Genomic DNA, 18,679 nt, shown 5'->3' on the forward strand with positions numbered 1-18,679 from the left:
CTGGGTTGTCCCTGATTTCCTTTGAGTTTGAATGTACTAAGACTGCCAGAAACCCGGCTGTCTTAACAGATTTTTCTTGTATGAGGCCACAATGGCGCAGTTTTTCAAAGCGAAACCCAATCAAGCGAAAAAGCTCTCCCAAAAGATAGCACTCAAGGTGCAAAGACTCGATCACTTGGGGGCCGGCATTGCCGAACATCAGGGCAAGGTGGTGTTTATTCCGGGCGCTTTGCCGGGCGAAACCGTGGAAGTGCAGCTCACAGAGCAAAAGAAAAACTATGCCCGTGCCAAATTGCAGCGGGTATCAGAGGCAAGCCCCGACCGGCAAACACCGCCTTGCCCCTGGTATGGCAAATGCGGTGGCTGCGATTTACAGCATCTGTCGTTGCCACGTCAGCTTGAATACAAGCGTCAGGCGCTGGGTGATATTGTCAGCCGTTCGGCTGCGCAAACAGTGACAGTCAATACCGACGAAGTAAGCGGTGACAGCTGGCATTATCGTCGCCGGGCCAGGTTAGCAACTCTCCTCGATAAAGAGACCAACCAGCTTGCACTGGGATTCCGGGAAGAGGGCAGCAAATCGGTAGTGGGTATCGACAGCTGTGCTGTGCTGGCCAGGCCGTTGTCTGAGCTTATTTCGCCTTTTGCCACGCTCCTTAACCGTCTCAAGGGCAAGCAGCGGTTGGGGCATCTAGAGCTGACACAGGCCGCCAATGGGCTTTTTGCCGTGTTGCGTGTGACTGCCCCGCTGGCTCAAAGCGATAAAAAGCTGCTTTCGGCCTTTGCCGATGAGCGGCAAATTGCCCTCTTGCTGCAGGGGAATGAAGGGGAGCTTGAGTTTCTCTCCAGCGGCCATGAGTTGCCCTATTACCAATTGGACGGTCTCAAGCTGGCTTTTGCGCCGGGTAACTTTATTCAGGTCAATGGCGAGGTCAACCAGGCCATGGTGGCACAGGCCATGAACTGGCTCGATGTGCATGCCGGTGAGCGGGTGCTCGACCTCTTTTGCGGCGTGGGCAACTTCAGCTTGCCTCTTGCAAAGCAAGGAGCAGAGGTAGTTGGCGTTGAAGGTGTGCCCGAAATGGTGGCGCAGGCGAAGCAAAACGCTGCCATAAACGGCTTGGATAATCTCAGTTTTTACTGCGCAGACCTCAGTGAAGATTTGGCCGCCGAGCCCTGGCTTGGCAAAATCGATAAGCTGCTGCTGGACCCGGCCCGTGCCGGTGCATATGAGAGTCTTAAGTGGCTCAAAAAGATGAAGCCTGCCAAGGTGCTCTATGTGTCCTGTAATCCGGCAAGCCTTGCCCGTGATTCAGTGCTGCTTTTTGAGGCAGGATATCAGCTGACCCGCCTTGGTCTGGTGGACATGTTCCCCCAGACCCATCACAGCGAAGGCATGGCATTGTTCGAATTGGTCAATTAACGGATGAATTTTGCTGGATGTAGCAAAATTAATGGACAATCGGCCCGCTTGGGTTTGACAAGCGCGTGCCAATCCTGAAGATAAAGTCTTTAACTTGTTTGGCCCAGAGTGGGAAGAGGGATCCTTAAGCCTATGGTGTCTGTCCGCGAAGCACATTTCAACGATGTCGATTTCAATCTGGAAGACTGGGTGGTTCGGTATGTAGACGACGCCGAGGATGCCAGGGTGCTGCTAGAGCTGCTGCGCACCGTTCAGGCGATGCCGATGAAGGATGCCAAGGCCCATGATGCCCTGATGTCCCGTGCCAGAGAGATGATTGAAATTCTGGCACCGCTGAATATGGACCTTGAGACCCTGCAGGCGGCCGTACTGTTTTCGGTGCAGGAAGCGGGGCTCTTACCCCAGGAAAAACTGGTCGAAAAGTTTGGTGACAAGCTGGGTAATCTTGTGGCCAGCGTCGTTACCATGAATGCCATCGGCAGCCTGAAACTCAGTGAACAGTCGCGTTCCGCTGAAATGCAAATCGACAACATCCGTAAAATGCTGCTGGCCATGGTGGAAGATGTGCGCGCCGTGGTGATTAAGCTTGCCGAGCGCGTGTGTCTGCTGCGGGCAGTAAAAAATGCCGATGAAGAAACCCGGGTGTTGCTGGCCCGTGAAATCGCCGATATCTATGCGCCGTTGGCAAACCGTTTGGGCATTGGCCAGCTCAAGTGGGAGCTTGAGGACATTTCCTTCCGCTATCTGCATCCTGAAACCTACAAAGAAATCGCCAAACAGCTCGACGGAAAGCGCATCGATCGCGAAACCTATATAGAGCAGTTTGTGAATGACCTGCAGGCCAAGCTCGATGAAGAGCATATTCGCGCCAAGGTTTATGGTCGCCCAAAACACATCTACTCCATCTGGCGCAAGATGAAGGGCAAACACCTCAAGTTTGATGAGCTGTTTGATGTACGCGCTGTGCGTATCGTCACCGACCGTTTGCAGGACTGTTACGGGGCCTTGGGCGTGGTGCACACCCTCTATCATCATATTCCCCGGGAGTTTGATGACTATGTCGCCAACCCCAAACCCAACGGCTATCAGTCCATTCACACTATTGTGGTGGGGCCAGAAGGCAAAACCGTTGAAATTCAAATTCGTACCGAAGCCATGCATCAGGACGCCGAGCTGGGTGTGGCTGCACACTGGAAATATAAAGAGGGTCATGCTGGCAAGCAGAGCGGTTACGAAGAGAAAATCAACTGGCTGCGCAAAATCCTGCAGTGGCAGGAAGATGTGGTGGAAAGTGGCAACCTGGTGGAAGAAATCCGCAGCCAGGTGTTCGAGGACAGGGTGTATGTATTTACCCCGTCCGGTGAAGTGGTAGATTTGCCCGCCGGCAGTACCGTGCTCGACTTTGCCTATTACATCCACTCTCAGGTTGGCCACAAGTGTATTGGCGCCAAGGTGGATGGCCGCATCGTGCCCTTCACTTATCAGGTGGAAACCGGTGAGCGGATTGAAATTATCACCTCCAAGCACCCCAATCCCAAGCGCGATTGGCTGAATCCCAACCTGGGCTACATCAAGACCTCCAGGGCCCGCAGCAAAATCCAGCATTGGTTCAAGCAGCAGGACAGGGACAAAAACCTGGCGGCCGGCCGCGAGATGCTGGAAGTCGAACTTGGCCGGGTGGGTCTGACGTTAAAAGACGCCGCCAGCGCCATAGAGCGCTTTAACATGACCAATATGGACGACCTCTTGGCGGCCATCGGCGGTGGCGATGTGCGTCTCAATCAGGTGGTTAACCATATTCAGAGTCGGATGCGGGTGCATGAGATCTCCGACGAAGAAGCCGTGGAAGATCTGGTCAAGAAAGGCCAGCACAAGCCCATTGCCAAGACCCGGGATCAAATTGAAGTAAACGGCGTCGGGAACCTCTTAAGCCATATTGCCCAGTGCTGCCGCCCTGTGCCCGGTGATGAAATTTTCGGTTTTATTACCAAGGGACGCGGTATTTCAGTGCATCGAGCCGACTGTGAGCAGGTGAAAGAACTGATGCGCGCCCATCCAGAGCGGGTGGTGGATGTAGTTTGGGGCGAAAACTATTCCGGTGGCTACAAAATCCGTCTGCGGGTACTCGCCAACGACAGAACCGGATTGCTGCGGGATTTAACCTCGGTGCTGGCGGCGGAAAAATCCAATGTGCTTGCCATGAGCAGCTCATCGGATATCAAAAACCAGACCGCTGCCATTGAGCTTGAGCTCGAACTTTACAACGTAGATGGCCTCTCGAGGGTGCTGTCCAAGCTCGGTCAGGTGGATGGCGTGATTGAGGCTCGCCGCCTCTAACGCCTGTTAACTGATGAATACTGAACCTTTCAAATAAGGGCTGCGTTGCAGCCTTTGTTTTTAACGTCTTTTAAGTCATAGCTGCGCTGTTTTCGCAGCAGAAGGGAATGCAAATGAGCACCGAAATCATTGCAAATGAAGAGCCAAATGCCGACATCAATCCGCTACTGGCCATCATGGCCAAATTGCGTGACCCAAAACATGGCTGCCCCTGGGACAAGGCCCAGCGCTTCGAGACCATAGTGCCCTTCACCCTGGAAGAGGCCTATGAAGTGGCCGACACCATTGAGCGCATGGATCTTGATGAGTTGCCGGACGAGCTGGGGGACCTTTTGTTTCAGGTGGTGTTCTACTGCCAGCTTGGCAAAGAACAGGGGCTGTTTGATTTCGATGAGGTGGTAAAGCGCATCTGCGCCAAGCTCACTTCCCGCCATCCACATGTGTTTGGCGATATTGAAGTGAGTTCCAGTAAAGAAGTGAAAGACAACTGGGAGGCCATCAAGGCCAGTGAGCGTAAAGCCAAAGACAAACACTCGGTGCTCGATGATGTGCCGGTTGGCCTGCCAGCCCTAAGCCGCGCCGCCAAAATCCAGAAGCGGGTGGCCCGGGTGGGTTTTGACTGGGGCGAGCTGCCGCCGGTGGTGGCCAAGGTGGAAGAAGAAATTGCCGAAGTGCTGGCCGAAGTGCAGGTGGACAGTCCCGACCAGGAGCGGGTTGCCAGTGAGATGGGTGACCTGTTGTTTGCAGTGGTGAATATGGCGCGCCATCTTGGTGTTGAGCCCGAGCAGGCACTTCGCCGGGCCAATCAAAAGTTTGAACGCCGTTTTCGCGGCGTGGAAGAACTGGCAACCCTGGGAGGCAGACAATTGACCGATTATTCCCTTGCTGAGCTCGATGGCTTCTGGGATCAGGTAAAAGAGCAGGAAAAATCTCCCCGTTGAGGTTTGTCGAAAGCACAGGGCTTTGATATACTGTCGCCCCGTCCTGGTGCTTTCTTACAAGCACATATTTTCACACTCATATTTTCTCAGGTTCAGCATGACGACAAGGTATATCTTCGTGACTGGCGGCGTGGTTTCGTCGCTGGGCAAAGGCATTGCAGCAGCATCATTGGCAGCCATTCTCGAGGCACGGGGCCTCAACGTGACCATCATGAAGCTGGATCCTTACATCAACGTTGACCCAGGTACCATGAGCCCGACACAACACGGTGAAGTGTTTGTGACTGAGGACGGCGCAGAGACGGATCTGGACCTGGGTCACTATGAGCGTTTCATCCGTACCAAGATGAACCGCCGTAACAACTTCACCACCGGTCGTATTTACGAAGAAGTGCTGCGTAAAGAGCGCCGTGGTGACTATCTGGGCGCTACCATTCAGGTGATCCCACACATCACCAACGCCATCAAGGCTAAGGTGCTGGAAGGCGGTGAAGGCCATGACGTGGCCATCGTGGAAATCGGTGGTACCGTGGGTGATATCGAATCCCTGCCGTTCCTCGAATCTATCCGTCAGCTGGGCGTTGAACTGGGCCGCGATCGCTCTATGTTCATGCACCTGACTCTGGTGCCATTCCTCGGTGCTGCCGGCGAGGTGAAAACCAAGCCTACCCAGCACTCGGTAAAAGAACTGCGTTCTATCGGTATTGCGCCTGATATTCTGGTTTGCCGCGGTGACCGCGCCATTCCTGCCAACGAGCGGGCCAAGATTTCCCTGTTCTGTAACGTGGAAGAGCGCGCTGTTATCTCTCTGAAAGACGTTGACTCCATCTACAAGATCCCGGCACTCCTGACCTCTCAGGGACTGGATGACCTGGTCTGCAAGCGTTTCCACTTGGAATGCAAAGAAGCAGACCTGTCTGAGTGGGAAAACGTGATTTATCAGGAAGCCAATCCCAACGGTGAAATCACCATTGGTATGGTGGGCAAGTACATCGAGCTGCCAGACGCCTATAAGTCAGTGAACGAGGCGCTCAAGCACGCGGGCCTGAAAAACCGCGTGACGGTTAACATCAAGTACATAGATTCACAAAGCGTAGAGGCCAAAGGCGATGAAGCCCTGGCTGGCCTCGACGGTATTCTGGTGCCGGGCGGTTTCGGTGAGCGTGGTGTTGAAGGTAAAATCCTTGCCGCCAAGTATGCCCGTGAAAATGAGCTGCCTTACTTTGGTATTTGCCTCGGTATGCAGGTAGCCCTTATCGAGTTCGCCCGTAACGTGGCAGGTCTCACAGATGCGCACTCTACCGAGTTCAATAAGCAAACTCCGCATCCGGTTGTGGGTCTGATCACAGAATGGATTGACGAAGAAGGTAATATTGAGCAGCGCGACGAAGCGTCCGATCTGGGCGGCACCATGCGCCTTGGCGCACAGTTGTGTCACCTCAAGGCAGGTACCAAGGCTGCTGAAGCTTACGGCTCCGAGAGTTGTATCGAGCGTCATCGTCACCGCTATGAAGTGAACAATCACTATGTGAAGCAGTTGGAAAAAGCCGGTCTGGTATTCAGTGGCCTGTCTTCTGACCGCAAACTGGTGGAAATGATTGAACTGCCAAACCACCCATGGTTTGTGGCTGGTCAGTTCCATCCAGAGTTTACTTCAACACCCCGTGACGGACATCCGCTGTTCGAAGGTTTTGTGGCAGCAGCCAGAGCGCACCAAAAGCGCAGCCTGAGCTAATGCCAAGAGGCCGGTACCGCGATGGCAGTACCGGCCTTTTTGTTCCTTGTGGTTAATTATTCGCCGACACTAAATAAGCAATGGCACAAAAACACAGAAAAATCAGATACCCATATCAGGGTGCATTCAATTTGGTTCATGAGCTCATGTAGCGCTGAGATGGGTATGGGTTTTTCTTTTCAACTTAACCTTTAATTCAAGACTAAATCGAGGACATTATGGCTAAGATTATCAAAGTGATCGGTCGTGAAATCATGGATTCACGCGGCAACCCAACCGTAGAAGCCGAAGTACACCTGGAAGGTGGCTTTGTGGGCATGGCAGCTGCGCCATCCGGTGCTTCTACCGGTAGCCGCGAAGCGCTGGAACTGCGTGACGGCGACAAGGCCCGTTACCTGGGTAAAGGCGTGCTGAAGGCCGTTGACAACGTAAATGGTCCTATCCGTGAAGCCCTGCTGGGTAAAGATGCCACCGCTCAGGCTGAGCTGGACGGCATCATGATCGCTCTGGACGGTACCGAGAACAAAGACAAGCTGGGTGCCAACGCCATTCTGGCTGTGTCTCTGGCTGCCGCCAAGGCCGCTGCCGCCGCTAAAGGTATTCCACTTTACGCTCACATCGCTGAGCTGAACGGTACCCCAGGCCAGTACAGCATGCCTGTACCCATGATGAACATCCTTAACGGTGGTGAGCACGCTGACAACAACGTGGACATCCAGGAGTTCATGGTACAGCCAGTGAGCGCCAAGAGCTTCCGTGAAGCCCTGCGTATGGGCGCCGAAATCTTCCACAACCTGAAGAAAGTGCTGAAGGCAAAGGGTCTGAACACTGCTGTGGGTGACGAAGGTGGTTTCGCGCCAAACCTGGCCTCCAACGCCGATGCACTGGCTGTTATCAAAGAGGCTGTTGAAGCCGCTGGTTATAAGCTGGGCACCGACGTGACTCTGGCTCTGGACTGCGCCGCCTCTGAATTCTACAAAGACGGTCAGTACGACCTGTCTGGCGAAGGCAAAGTATTCAGCTCAAACGGTTTCTCTGACTTCCTCAAGTCACTGACCGAGCAGTATCCAATCGTGTCTATCGAAGACGGTCTGGACGAGTCTGATTGGGAAGGTTGGGCATACCAGACCCAAATTCTTGGCGACAAGGTACAGCTGGTAGGTGACGACCTGTTTGTAACCAACACCAAGATCCTGAGCCGCGGTATTGAGCAGGGCATTGCCAACTCAATCCTCATCAAGTTCAACCAGATTGGTTCTCTGACCGAAACTCTGGCTGCTATCCGCATGGCTAAAGAAGCCGGTTACACCGCCGTTATCTCTCACCGCTCCGGCGAAACCGAAGATGCGACCATTGCCGATCTGGCCGTAGGTACCGCTGCTGGTCAAATCAAGACTGGCTCTCTGTGCCGCTCTGACCGTGTTGCCAAGTACAACCAGCTGCTGCGTATCGAAGAGCAACTGGGTGAGAAAGCGCCATACCGCGGTCTGACTGAAATCAATGCCAAGGGCTAATCGCCTGATATTGGTTAATTGAATTTACAGAAGGCGACTTATAATGCCACGGCCTGAACGAAATCAGCGCCAAGGATTAATCGCCTGATAAAATTTGATTGAATGCGCAAAAGGCCACCCCCAAGGTGGCCTTTTTTGTTGTAATATCTCCCCAAATTCACCCAATCAGTGCAATTCTTCCATGAAGCCATTCGTTCTGGTTCTCTTTGCCTTGCTGGCGCTGCTCCAGTACCGGCTGTGGTTTGGCGAAAATAGCCTTACCGAGTACTTCACCCTGAAAGACAGGATAAGCCATCAGCAATCCGGTAATGCGGAGTTGCTGGAACGCAATGAGGTGCTGAAAGAAGAAATTCAGGATCTGAAAAGTGGTACTGAGGCGCTGGAAGAGCGGGCCCGTAATGAACTTGGTTTGATTGAACAGGGTGAAACTTTCTTCCGGGTTGTGGGTAACGATAGTCGCAGTATCCGCTCTTCGGAACAGTCACAGGACAATCAATGAATTTCCAATCAAGCTCCAGTGGCAGCATCGTCGCTATTGTTCCTGCGGCCGGAATTGGCAGCCGAATGGGGGCCACTATCCCGAAACAATACCTGCCGTTATTGGATAAACCTATCCTCGCCCATACCCTGCAAAGGCTGCTCTCCCATCCTGCTATTGATAAGGTCATAGTCGCTGTCTCGGCCGAAGATAGCTGGTTTGACAGTTTGGCTGAAGCGCGCGACCCCAAACTGACTCGGGTACTGGGCGGAAAAGAGCGTGCCGATTCGGTATTGGCAGCCCTTTCGGCCTTGCCGGACAGTTGCGATGCCTGGGCGCTGGTGCATGATGCCGCACGGCCTTGTTTGACCCATGGTGATATAGATGCGCTGCTTGCAAGCAGGCTGACGTATCCCCAGGGCGCGATACTTGCCATGCCTGTGCGGGATACCATGAAGCGGGCAGCGACCGATGGCAGTATCGAAACCACTGTTTGCCGCGAAGCCCTGTGGCATGCGTTAACGCCGCAGCTTTTTCCGGCAGAGCGCTTGAAACAGCATCTGGAGCAGGCGCTGGCCGCCGGTGTTTCTATTACCGACGAAGCGTCGGCGATGGAGTGGGCCGGAGTGTATCCGGGGCTGGTCAGTGGCCGCGCCGACAATATCAAGGTCACCCACCCGGACGATTTACAGCTGGCGGGGCTTTTTCTTCAGGCCCAGCAGCAACACACTTAAGGAATTTTCATGAAAATCAGGATTGGCCACGGTTTTGATGTGCACAAGTTTGGCGCAGACCGTCCACTCATTCTCTGCGGTATAGAAGTGCCTTACGAAACAGGACTTATTGCCCACTCCGATGGTGATGTAGTGCTGCATGCCATCAGTGATGCCATTCTGGGCGCCATGGCGCTGGGTGATATCGGCAAACACTTTCCGGACACAGATGCCGCCTATGAAGGCGCCGACAGCCGTGTGCTGCTGCGCCACTGCTTTAAGCTTGCCCGTGAGCACGGCTTTGCCATCGGCAATCTGGATGTGACCATCATCGCCCAGGCGCCGAAAATGTTACCTCACATTGAGGCCATGCGCGCGGTGCTGGCGGACGATCTGCAAACTGAGCTTAATAATATCAACGTAAAAGCGACCACCACCGAGAAGCTTGGTTTCACCGGTCGCAAAGAAGGCATCGCCGTGGAAGCTGTGGTGTTGATGGAGAATGTGAAATGACTGAGCTGACTTATCTTTACGGCAAGCCGGCTGTAAGCGCCGATATCCGCACCCACAACAGCGATTTTCAGGTAAAGGAAATCCTGCCGTTCCTGCCCGATGGTGAGGGCGAGCACCACCTGCTGCATATCCGTAAAGATGGCCTGAACACGGCTCAGGTGGCAGAGATGATTTCCAGATTTGCCAAGGTGCATCCCAAAGAAGTGACCTTTGCCGGTCAAAAAGACAAAAACGCCATTACAGAGCAGTGGTTTGGCGTGCGCATTCCCGGCAAGGAGACGCCAGACTGGGCTGCCATGAGCAATGAGCAGATGCAGGTACTGTCGTTTGCCCGTCATGGTAAGAAGCTGCGCACCGGCGCGCTTTCAGGCAACCGCTTTACTTTGGTGCTGCGCAATGTTTCAGACCCAGAGGCGCTGGTTGCAAGGCTCGAGCTGGTGCGCGATGGCGGGGTGCCCAACTATTTTGGCGAGCAGCGCTTTGGTCATGACGGTGGCAATCTTGTTAAAGCGCGGCAGATGTTCGAAGGCCGCAAAGTAAAAGACAGAAACAAACGCAGTCTCTATCTCTCTGCGGTGCGCTCAGAGCTCTTTAATCAGGTGGCGAGTGCACGTCTGGCGCGTTTTGGCACAGCGCCCATCGAGGGTGATTGTGTGATGCTGTCGGGCTCACGCAGCTTTTTTACGGCCGAAAGTTGGGATGACTCCCTGAATAAACGTCTTGCCGAGCAGGACATTCAGCTGTCGGCGCCACTTTGGGGCCGTGGTGAGCAGCTCGCCAAAGGCGACGCCGCAGCACTTGAATCTTCGGTGCTGGCAGCCTACGAGCTTGAGCGCAATGGTCTCGAAAAAGAAGGCCTTACCCAGGAGCGCCGAGCACTGCTGCTGCGTCCTGAGCAGCTGAGCTTCAAGCTGGATGGCGATGCCCTGACCCTGGATTTCTGCCTGCCAGCGGGTGCCTTTGCCACCAGTGTGCTCAGAGAGCTTTGCGAGTACACAGATATAAAAGAGCTGGAGTGGCGCCGGGCGGTGGCCGAGCGTGATGCGCGGGAGGGCGACAATGCGCCTGCTGGTGAGTAACGATGATGGTGTGTATGCCCCGGGTATCAAGGCGCTGGCCGAGGCATTAAAGACCATTGCTCATGTGGATGTGGTGGCACCGGACAGAAACTGCTCCGCCGCCAGTAACTCGCTGACCTTGACTAATCCATTGAGAATTAATAGGTTAGACAATGGTTATATTGCGGTTAACGGCACGCCATCGGACTGTGTGCATATCGCCATTCGCGAAATTTGCACCGAAGAGCCTGAGTTGGTGGTATCGGGTATTAACGCTGGAGCGAATATGGGAGATGACACCCTGTATTCCGGCACTGTGGCTGCGGCCATGGAGGGGCGCTTTCAGGGCCTGCCAGCTATCGCTGTGTCCCTGTCGGCCCGTACCCCTGTGCACTATGATGCGGCTGCACAAATTGCACTGCGCATCGTTGAAGGATTGAAGGCACATCCATTGCCAGCGGACCAAATTCTTAATGTGAACGTGCCTGATTTGCCTCTTGAGGAAATCAAGGGCATCAAGGTGACTCGTCTTGGGGCGCGTCACAGGGCCGAAGGTGTGGTAAGAACCACCGACCCTGCTGGTCGGGAAATTTTCTGGCTCGGTCCACCGGGTGAGGAGCTGGATGCCAGCGAAGGCACCGACTTTGGTGCCGTGGCTGAAGGCTATGTGTCCATCACGCCGTTAACCGTCGACCTGACCGCACACAGTCAACTTAACGCACTGGCAAACTGGATAGAAAAGATATGAACCAGACCGGCTCGACGGTGGCAATCAACCTTGCAAAGAAGTTGTATGACGCTGGGATCCGCGACAACCTCGTTTTGCAGGCCATCGCCAACACGCCCCGGGAAATGTTTCTGGATGCAGCTCTGGCACACAAAGCCTATGAAAACACCGCGCTGCCCATAGGTCAGGGGCAGACCATTTCCCAACCTTATATCGTGGCGCGCATGACAGAGCTGGTGATGCAAAACCGGCCTCAACGGGTGCTGGAAGTGGGTACGGGCTCTGGCTATCAGGCTGCTATCCTGGCGAAACTGGTACCAGAGCTTTGCACCATAGAGCGGATTAAGGCACTGCAAATTCAGGCAAGGCAACGTCTTAAGCGTCTGGATTTGCACAATGTGTCTTTTAAGTATGGTGATGGCTGGCTGGGTTGGCCCAACCGTGGTCCCTTTGATGCCATCATGGTGACAGCCGCAGCCGCAAGCTTACCAACTGCTTTACTTGAGCAATTGTCTGAAGGCGGGAGGCTCATTATTCCGGTGGGTGAGGATGCCCAGCAATTATTGGCCATTACCCGCAAGGGGCAGGAGTATTCCTCCGAGGTCATTGAGTCGGTAAAGTTTGTGCCCTTGGTCAACGGAAACCTGGCGTAGGTCATTATGACTTCGGGAGCTGCTCATTCATGTTGAGATTGACAACTTGCTGCCTCTGTTTGCTCTTGTTGGCTGGTTGCAGCATGCAGGCGCACTCACCTGCACCAGTCGAAAGCCTGAATTCTAAAAAAAAGCCCGTGCACCCCAAAGGAAGTCTGACCAGTTCAACTTATAAAGTGAAAAAGGGCGATACCCTTTACTCCATTGCTTGGGGAGCTGGCACGGATTACCACGAATTAGCCAAGATTAATCAACTAAATAAACCGTACACTATCTTTCCCGGGCAGGTGTTAAAGCTGTCATCGACGGCTAAAAACACCAAGCCAACAAAGCAAACTACCACAGCTTCCTCGAAACCGGATCCCAAGTCGGTAACAGCTAAAAACGATAAAAAACAAAGCGCTAGCCCAGTTGTGTCCAGCGGTCAATCATCCGTAGTAGCACAGAAAAAAACACTTGATCCGAAAAATAAAGCTGATTACGCTGTAACAAGTTCACAACAAGGCGATAACCCGGTAGCGACTGCCACTGACGGTTTACCGAATGAAGTAGCACGCTGGCTGTGGCCAGCAAAGGGACGCTTAATTGGGACTTTCTCTGCCAGAGAGCAGGGGAGTAAAGGGATCAAAATAGCGGGAAGACGCGGGGATCCGGTCAGAGCCGCCGCCGAAGGGCGAGTGGTTTACTCTGGCAACGCACTGAGAGGCTACGGCAACCTTGTCATTATCAAGCACAGCGAGGACTTCCTTAGTGCTTATGCCCATCTGGATAAGATCCTGGTGACAGAAAAGCAACGGGTCAGTGCAGGACAGACGGTTGCGACAATGGGGAATACTGACGCTGAACACGTGATGCTTCATTTCGAGATCCGTGATCACGGCGTATCAGTTAATCCACTTAAGTATTTGCCGAAGAAATAATTTACGGCAGCCAATTTTGGCATTTGGAGGATAAAAAAGTGATTTAAAGTCATCAACAAATTTTGGGTTTGGGAGACAATATTATGAGCTTGAAAAACAATACGCTTGTTGCTGAAAAGCTTGTAGATTTTTCCGGAAAAGAAGCAGATACCGACACCAATATGGACGGTGAAGAAGTCAGTCTGGTTCAAGACCTGGAGCTGGAACAGCAGGTTCAGGATGATTTACAACGTAACCTTGATGCCACTCAACTCTATTTGAGTGAAATAGGTTTTTCCCCTCTGCTGACCGCAGAAGAAGAAGTTTATTATTCCCGCAAAGCATTGCGCGGCTGTGAAAAGTCACGTAATCGCATGATAGAAAGCAATCTTCGGCTGGTAGTGAAAATAGCGCGTCGCTACAACAATCGTGGACTTGCTCTGCTTGACCTTATTGAAGAAGGTAACCTTGGCCTGATCCGGGCCGTTGAAAAGTTTGATCCTGAGCGTGGATTCCGTTTCTCGACCTATGCCACCTGGTGGATACGCCAGACCATCGAACGGGCCATCATGAATCAAACCCGCACCATTCGTTTGCCCATTCATGTGGTTAAAGAACTCAATGTGTACCTGAGAACTGCCCGTGAGTTGGCGCATAAACTCGACCATGAGCCTACAGCAGAGGAAATTGCTGCCAAACTCAACCTTCCCAGCGTTGAAGTCAGCCGTATGCTCAAACTCAACGAAAAAATTACCTCTGTCGATGTGCCACTGGGCGGTGACAACGATAAGGCGCTGTTGGACGTATTACCCGATGATGACTCTGTTGGTCCTGACTATAAGGTACAGGACGAAGACATATCTAATTCGGTGGTGAACTGGCTCAATGAACTCAATACCAAGCAGCGAGAAGTGTTGGCACGTCGTTTTGGATTACTCGGCTATGAGCCCTCAACCCTGGAAGATGTGGGTGCTGAAATCGGTCTGACCCGTGAACGTGTAAGGCAAATACAGGTAGAAGCGCTTAAACGCTTAAGAGACATTCTGAGTGCTCAGGGGCTGTCGGTTGAAGCTCTGTTCAGAACCTAAACGATTAATGCAATGAAAAACGCCTCAATGAATGAGGCGTTTTTGTTTTATGGTGTCGGTGTTTTGAACACAACTGCCAGTTAGCAGTCTGCTTTTGGCTGGCAATGCTTCCCTGCTAAAGTAGACGTTTTAACTCGAACAGAAGTTCCAGCGCCTGACGCGGACTTAAATCGTTCGGATCTATTGCTTCAAGACGTAATTCTGCTGCGGAAGGCTCAGGTGTCATAGTCAATGGCAACGCTTGCTGTTTGCTCATATCGACGCCGTGGTCGCGGCTTTCCAGTTGGAGCAGCTTGTGTTTGGCAGCCTTGATGACGTTTGCAGGAACCCCTGCAAGAGCGGCTACCTGCAACCCATAGCTCTTACTGGCGGCGCCTTCCTGTACTGCGTGCATAAAGGCGATAGTGTCATCATGTTCAATCGCATCCAGATGCACATTGTGCACCCCGGGGAGCATCTCCGGCAGTTGGGTCAACTCAAAATAGTGGGTGGCAAATAAGGTCATGGCACCGAGTTTTTGTGCCAGATATTCTGCGGCCGACCAAGCCAGCGACATACCATCATAGGTCGAAGTACCGCGGCCAATTTCATCCATCAACACCAGGCTGTTGGCTGTCGCGTTATGCAGAATGTTGGCGGTTTCAGTCATTTCCACCATAAAGGTGGAACGGCCGGAAGCCAGGTCATCGCTGGCACCGATGCGGGTAAATATTCTGTCCACCGGTCCTATCAGAGCGCGCTCTGCGGGTACAAAACTGCCAATATGGGCCATCAGGGTAATGAGAGCGACCTGACGCATATAAGTGGATTTACCGCCCATGTTGGGGCCGGTCACAATCAACATGCGGCGGTGATTGGATAGTTCCACCGGGTTAGGGATGAAGGGGCTTTGGCTGACCCGCTCAACCACAGGGTGACGACCCGCTTCAATCAAGATGCCTGTGGTGTCGCTGAGCTCGGGACAGTGATAATTGAAGAGATCGGCCCTATCGGCGAAGTTTGCCAGCACGTCGAGTTCGGAGGCGGCGAGGGCAAAGTCCTGCAATTCCTGCAGCTTGGGCAGTATCAAATCAAACAGCTCTTCCCAAAGCTGTTTTTCAAGCGCCAGTGCCTTACCCTGACTGGACAGCACTTTCTCTTCGTATTCTTTCAGCTCCGGGGTGATATAGCGCTCAGTGTTTTTAAGGGTCTGGCGGCGCTGATAGGCGATGGGCACCAGTGCCGATTGGGCGCGGCTGACTTCAATGTAGTAGCCATGTACCCGGTTAAAGCCGACTTTGAGTGTGGCAATACCGGTGCGCTCTTTTTCGCGCAGCTCCATCTGCTCCAGATAATCTATGCCACCATCACTGAGCTTGCGCCATTCATCGAGTTCGCTGTCATAGCCTTCGCGAATGACACCGCCATCACGGATGAGTACCGGTGGGTTATCGACTATTGCACGGCACAGCAGCTCATACTCTTCGGGAAAGTCACCCAGAAGAATATTGAGTGACTTCAGATGTCGCGCGTCACACCGCTGTAGTCGCTCACGGATAAGCGGCAGAATCCCGAGGGCATCCCTTAATCTGGCAAAGTCTCTCGGGCGGGCGCTTCGAAGAGCTAGACGCGCCAGAATACGCTCTATATCCCCCAGGGCTTTAAGCTCTGCGCGAAGGTCCTCGTAAAGGCCGGTCTCCAATAATTCCTGGACCGCCTGCTGGCGACCCCGAATTGTATCGTGACAGCGCAATGGCTGGTGGATCCAGCGCTGCAGCATACGACTGCCCATGGCGGTGACGGTATTATCCAGTACGCTGGCAAGGGTGTTCTCGCGGGAACCTGACAGGCTGACAGTAAGCTCCAGATTACGTCGGGTGGCGGCATCCAGAATGATGCTGTCTCCCTGATTGAAGCGTACGATGGAATTGATATGGGGCAGGGCAGTGCGCTGGGTATCTTTCACATATTGCATCAAACAGCCGGCCGCCTGCAGCGACAGACGGGCATCGGCAATGCCAAAGCCGCGCAAGTCGCGGGTGCCGAACTGCTCAAGCAACATCTTGATGCAGGTATCGTAGTCAAACTCCCACTCGGGGCGGCGTCGCTTTCCCCTGATATGATTAATCAGCCCCATATCGCCGAAGTCTTCACTGTATAACAGCTCGGCTGGACTGGTTCGCTGCAGCTCGGCTTCCAGCGCTTCACGGCTTGGCAATTCGGCAATCACAAAGCGGCCGGATGCTACATCCAGAGTGGCAAAACCATAACCCACCTTGCCCTGGTAAACTGCCGCCAGCAGATTGTCCTGCCGTTCCTGGAGAAGGGCCTCATCGGTAAGGGTACCCGGCGTCACAACACGAACGACTTTTCTCTCTACCGGACCTTTTGCGGTGGCCGGATCGCCTATTTGCTCACAAATGGCAACGGATTGCCCAAGTTGCACCAACTTGGCCAGATAGCCTTCCACCGCATGATAGGGGATACCTGCCATGGGAATGGGATCCCCGCCGCTTTTGCCACGTGCGGTCAGTGAGATGGACAGCATTTCTGAGGCACGCTTGGCATCATCATAAAAGAGTTCATAAAAGTCGCCCATGCGATAAAACAGCAACATATCCGGGTGTGCTGCCTTCATGGTCAGGTATTGACGCATCATGGGGGTATGTTTTTCGAGATCAAGCAGGTCTGTGCTGTTCATTGCCACTCTGTCATTGCGATGGGACTTGTCAGGTGAAAGCCTGTACAGGACCGGGGTAAAGCCTATGGGCGCCCAGTCTACCAAGTTTTTCGACAAAGTGATCCTTTTCAATTCAAGGCGATGAAAGAGCCTGATTCGCTGCTGTTGAAAATTATTTCATACAGGGGTTGATACTGTATGATTGTACAGTATACTAGCTTTCAATATGTACAAATACACAGGGCTTTTGCCTGAACCGCATTAACCGTTGCGTCTTCACAGCGCTTGCTGTGTGTGAGAGGGAACAATGAAAATCGATCCAAATAAAGAGAAAGCACTGGCCGCCGTTCTTGGCCAAATTGAAAAGCAATTTGGTAAAGGCTCCATCATGAAGCTGGGCGAAGACCGCTCCATGGATGTGGAAACTATCTCCACCGGCTCGCTGTCTCTGGACGTGGCTCTTGGTGCAGGCGGTCTGCCAATGGGCCGTATCGTAGAAATCTATGGTCCTGAATCATCAGGTAAAACCACCCTGACTCTCGAAGTGATTGCTGCGGCTCAGCGCGAAGGCAAAGTGTGTGCCTTTATCGATGCTGAACACGCCCTTGACCCTGTATATGCCCGTAAGCTCGGTGTAGATATCGATAATCTGCTTTGCTCTCAGCCAGACACAGGTGAACAGGCACTGGAAATCTGTGATGCTTTGACCCGCAGTGGTGCCGTTGACGTTATCATCGTGGACTCGGTAGCCGCACTGGTTCCCAAGGCCGAAATCGAAGGTGAAATTGGCGACTCTCACGTAGGTCTTGCCGCCCGTATGATGAGCCAGGCAATGCGTAAGCTTGCCGGTAACCTCAAGCAGTCCAATACCCTGCTGATTTTCATCAACCAAATCCGTATGAAAATTGGTGTGATGTTCGGTAACCCTGAAACCACCACAGGTGGAAACGCCCTGAAGTTTTACGCTTCAGTGCGTCTGGATATTCGCCGCACCGGCGCCATTAAAGAAGGCGACGAAGTGGTGGGTAACGAAACCCGCGTGAAAGTGGTTAAAAACAAGATTGCTGCGCCTTTCCGCCAGGCAGATTTCCAGATCCTCTATGGTCAGGGAATTAACCGTACCGGCGAGCTGGTCGACCTGGGTGTACTGCACAAGCTGATTGAAAAATCCGGTGCCTGGTACAGCTATAAGGGCGACAAGATTGGTCAGGGCCGCGCCAACGCGACCAAGTTCCTGGCTGAAAATACTGAAATTGCAGCCGAAATTGAAAAGACACTGCGTGAAATGCTGCTGTCACACAGCTCATCTTCCGGTAGTGCCGATGAAGTAGAAGGCGATGAAAACATCGACTTCGAAACCGGAGAAGTGTTCTGAATCAGGACCTGATGAATCACGCGCTGGCATCCCTTGCCAGGCGTGATCACAGCCGCAATGAACTCAAGCTTAAATTGCTCGCCAAAGGACACAATGCCCTGGACATTGAGCGGGTGCTGGATGAGTGTGAAGCTAAAGGCTACCTGAATGACAGTCGTTATGGAGCATCAGTCGTTCGCTCATCGGTACTGAAAGGTCATGGCGCTGCCAGAGCGCGCCAGGCAATGATAGCCAAGGGATTGGATAAAGAGGTTATTCAACACAATCTGGAAGGTTGCGAGGTGGATTGGTATGCCCAGGCCCGGGCTAAGGCGCTGAAAAAATTTGGTGCGACCAAACCTGTCGATGCCAAGGACAGGGCAAAGCGTATACGCTATCTTGCCGGACAAGGATTCAGTTTTGACGAGATTGCCCACGCTCTGGATTTTGACCCTTACGATATGGAATGAAGACCGCAACCGATGCGGTCTTTTTGTATCTGCCTTTCTGTTCTTCCTTAGCGTTTTTTACCTTGGCCCTGTCCTTTGTTTGCCTCGGATTTCGCGGCCTGTGCGCTATCTTCTTCG

Annotated in this window: 16 protein-coding genes; 15 read left to right on the plus strand and 1 reads right to left on the minus strand. The window is 53.1% G+C overall.

From position 1 onward, the window contains the following. Window positions 1-91 precede the first annotated feature (91 nt). From rlmD to rpoS, 13 genes are all read left to right on the plus strand, one after another. Window positions 92-1,423, plus strand: a complete 1,332-nt coding sequence (rlmD, locus tag SAMA_RS05380; RefSeq protein ID WP_011759148.1) for a 23S rRNA (uracil(1939)-C(5))-methyltransferase RlmD — start codon at window positions 92-94, stop codon at window positions 1,421-1,423. Between the two features lie 132 nt (window positions 1,424-1,555). Further along, window positions 1,556-3,760, plus strand: coding sequence for a GTP diphosphokinase (gene relA / locus SAMA_RS05385; protein ID WP_011759149.1), 2,205 nt, complete (start codon window positions 1,556-1,558; stop codon window positions 3,758-3,760). 113 nt (window positions 3,761-3,873) lie between these two features. Beyond that, window positions 3,874-4,701, plus strand: coding sequence for a nucleoside triphosphate pyrophosphohydrolase (mazG, locus tag SAMA_RS05390; protein WP_011759150.1), 828 nt, complete (start codon window positions 3,874-3,876; stop codon window positions 4,699-4,701). A 97-nt stretch (window positions 4,702-4,798) separates the two neighbouring features. Beyond that, the gene (locus SAMA_RS05395; RefSeq protein WP_011759151.1) at window positions 4,799-6,436 is read left to right on the plus strand and encodes a CTP synthase; all 1,638 of its coding nucleotides are present in this window, start codon (window positions 4,799-4,801) and stop codon (window positions 6,434-6,436) included. 218 nt (window positions 6,437-6,654) lie between these two features. Then, window positions 6,655-7,950, plus strand: a complete 1,296-nt coding sequence (eno, locus tag SAMA_RS05400) for a phosphopyruvate hydratase (protein ID WP_011759152.1) — start codon at window positions 6,655-6,657, stop codon at window positions 7,948-7,950. Between the two features lie 181 nt (window positions 7,951-8,131). Continuing rightward, window positions 8,132-8,449, plus strand: coding sequence for a cell division protein FtsB (gene ftsB / locus SAMA_RS05405; protein ID WP_011759153.1), 318 nt, complete (start codon window positions 8,132-8,134; stop codon window positions 8,447-8,449). Next, window positions 8,446-9,162, plus strand: a complete 717-nt coding sequence (gene ispD / locus SAMA_RS05410; RefSeq protein WP_011759154.1) for a 2-C-methyl-D-erythritol 4-phosphate cytidylyltransferase — start codon at window positions 8,446-8,448, stop codon at window positions 9,160-9,162. The genes ftsB and ispD overlap by 4 nt, the downstream gene beginning before the upstream one ends. A gap of 9 nt (window positions 9,163-9,171) precedes the next feature. Further along, window positions 9,172-9,654 carry a 2-C-methyl-D-erythritol 2,4-cyclodiphosphate synthase gene (gene ispF, locus SAMA_RS05415; protein ID WP_011759155.1) on the plus strand — a complete coding sequence of 161 codons (483 nt, stop codon included), beginning with the start codon at window positions 9,172-9,174 and terminating at the stop codon, window positions 9,652-9,654. Continuing rightward, window positions 9,651-10,733: a tRNA pseudouridine(13) synthase TruD gene (gene truD, locus SAMA_RS05420; RefSeq protein WP_011759156.1), complete on the plus strand. Its 1,083-nt coding sequence runs from the start codon at window positions 9,651-9,653 to the stop codon at window positions 10,731-10,733. Before ispF ends, truD begins: the two co-directional genes overlap by 4 nt. After that, window positions 10,714-11,460: a 5'/3'-nucleotidase SurE gene (gene surE / locus SAMA_RS05425; RefSeq protein WP_011759157.1), complete on the plus strand. Its 747-nt coding sequence runs from the start codon at window positions 10,714-10,716 to the stop codon at window positions 11,458-11,460. The genes truD and surE overlap by 20 nt, the downstream gene beginning before the upstream one ends. Further along, window positions 11,457-12,092 (plus strand): protein-L-isoaspartate(D-aspartate) O-methyltransferase, encoded by a 636-nt coding sequence (locus SAMA_RS05430; protein ID WP_011759158.1) that lies wholly within the window; start codon window positions 11,457-11,459, stop codon window positions 12,090-12,092. Before surE ends, SAMA_RS05430 begins: the two co-directional genes overlap by 4 nt. Window positions 12,093-12,121: 29 nt before the next feature. After that, window positions 12,122-13,012 carry a peptidoglycan DD-metalloendopeptidase family protein gene (locus SAMA_RS05435; protein ID WP_011759159.1) on the plus strand — a complete coding sequence of 297 codons (891 nt, stop codon included), beginning with the start codon at window positions 12,122-12,124 and terminating at the stop codon, window positions 13,010-13,012. Window positions 13,013-13,095: 83 nt separating this feature from the next. Continuing rightward, the gene (gene rpoS, locus SAMA_RS05440) at window positions 13,096-14,079 is read left to right on the plus strand and encodes an RNA polymerase sigma factor RpoS (protein WP_011759160.1); all 984 of its coding nucleotides are present in this window, start codon (window positions 13,096-13,098) and stop codon (window positions 14,077-14,079) included. 115 nt (window positions 14,080-14,194) lie between these two features. Here rpoS and mutS read toward each other — a convergent pair whose 3' ends face one another. Beyond that, window positions 14,195-16,759 (minus strand): DNA mismatch repair protein MutS, encoded by a 2,565-nt coding sequence (mutS, locus tag SAMA_RS05445; protein WP_011759161.1) that lies wholly within the window; start codon window positions 16,757-16,759, stop codon window positions 14,195-14,197. Between the two features lie 286 nt (window positions 16,760-17,045). Here mutS and recA point away from each other — a divergent pair, with 286 nt between their 5' ends. Continuing rightward, complete coding sequence (gene recA, locus SAMA_RS05450) at window positions 17,046-18,113, plus strand: recombinase RecA (RefSeq protein WP_011759162.1); 1,068 nt, start codon at window positions 17,046-17,048, stop codon at window positions 18,111-18,113. Between the two features lie 11 nt (window positions 18,114-18,124). Further along, complete coding sequence (locus SAMA_RS05455; RefSeq protein WP_011759163.1) at window positions 18,125-18,562, plus strand: regulatory protein RecX; 438 nt, start codon at window positions 18,125-18,127, stop codon at window positions 18,560-18,562. Window positions 18,563-18,679 lie beyond the last annotated feature (117 nt).

Origin of the sequence: Shewanella amazonensis SB2B (assembly GCF_000015245.1) — a bacterium.
Lineage (GTDB): Bacteria > Pseudomonadota > Gammaproteobacteria > Enterobacterales > Shewanellaceae > Shewanella > Shewanella amazonensis.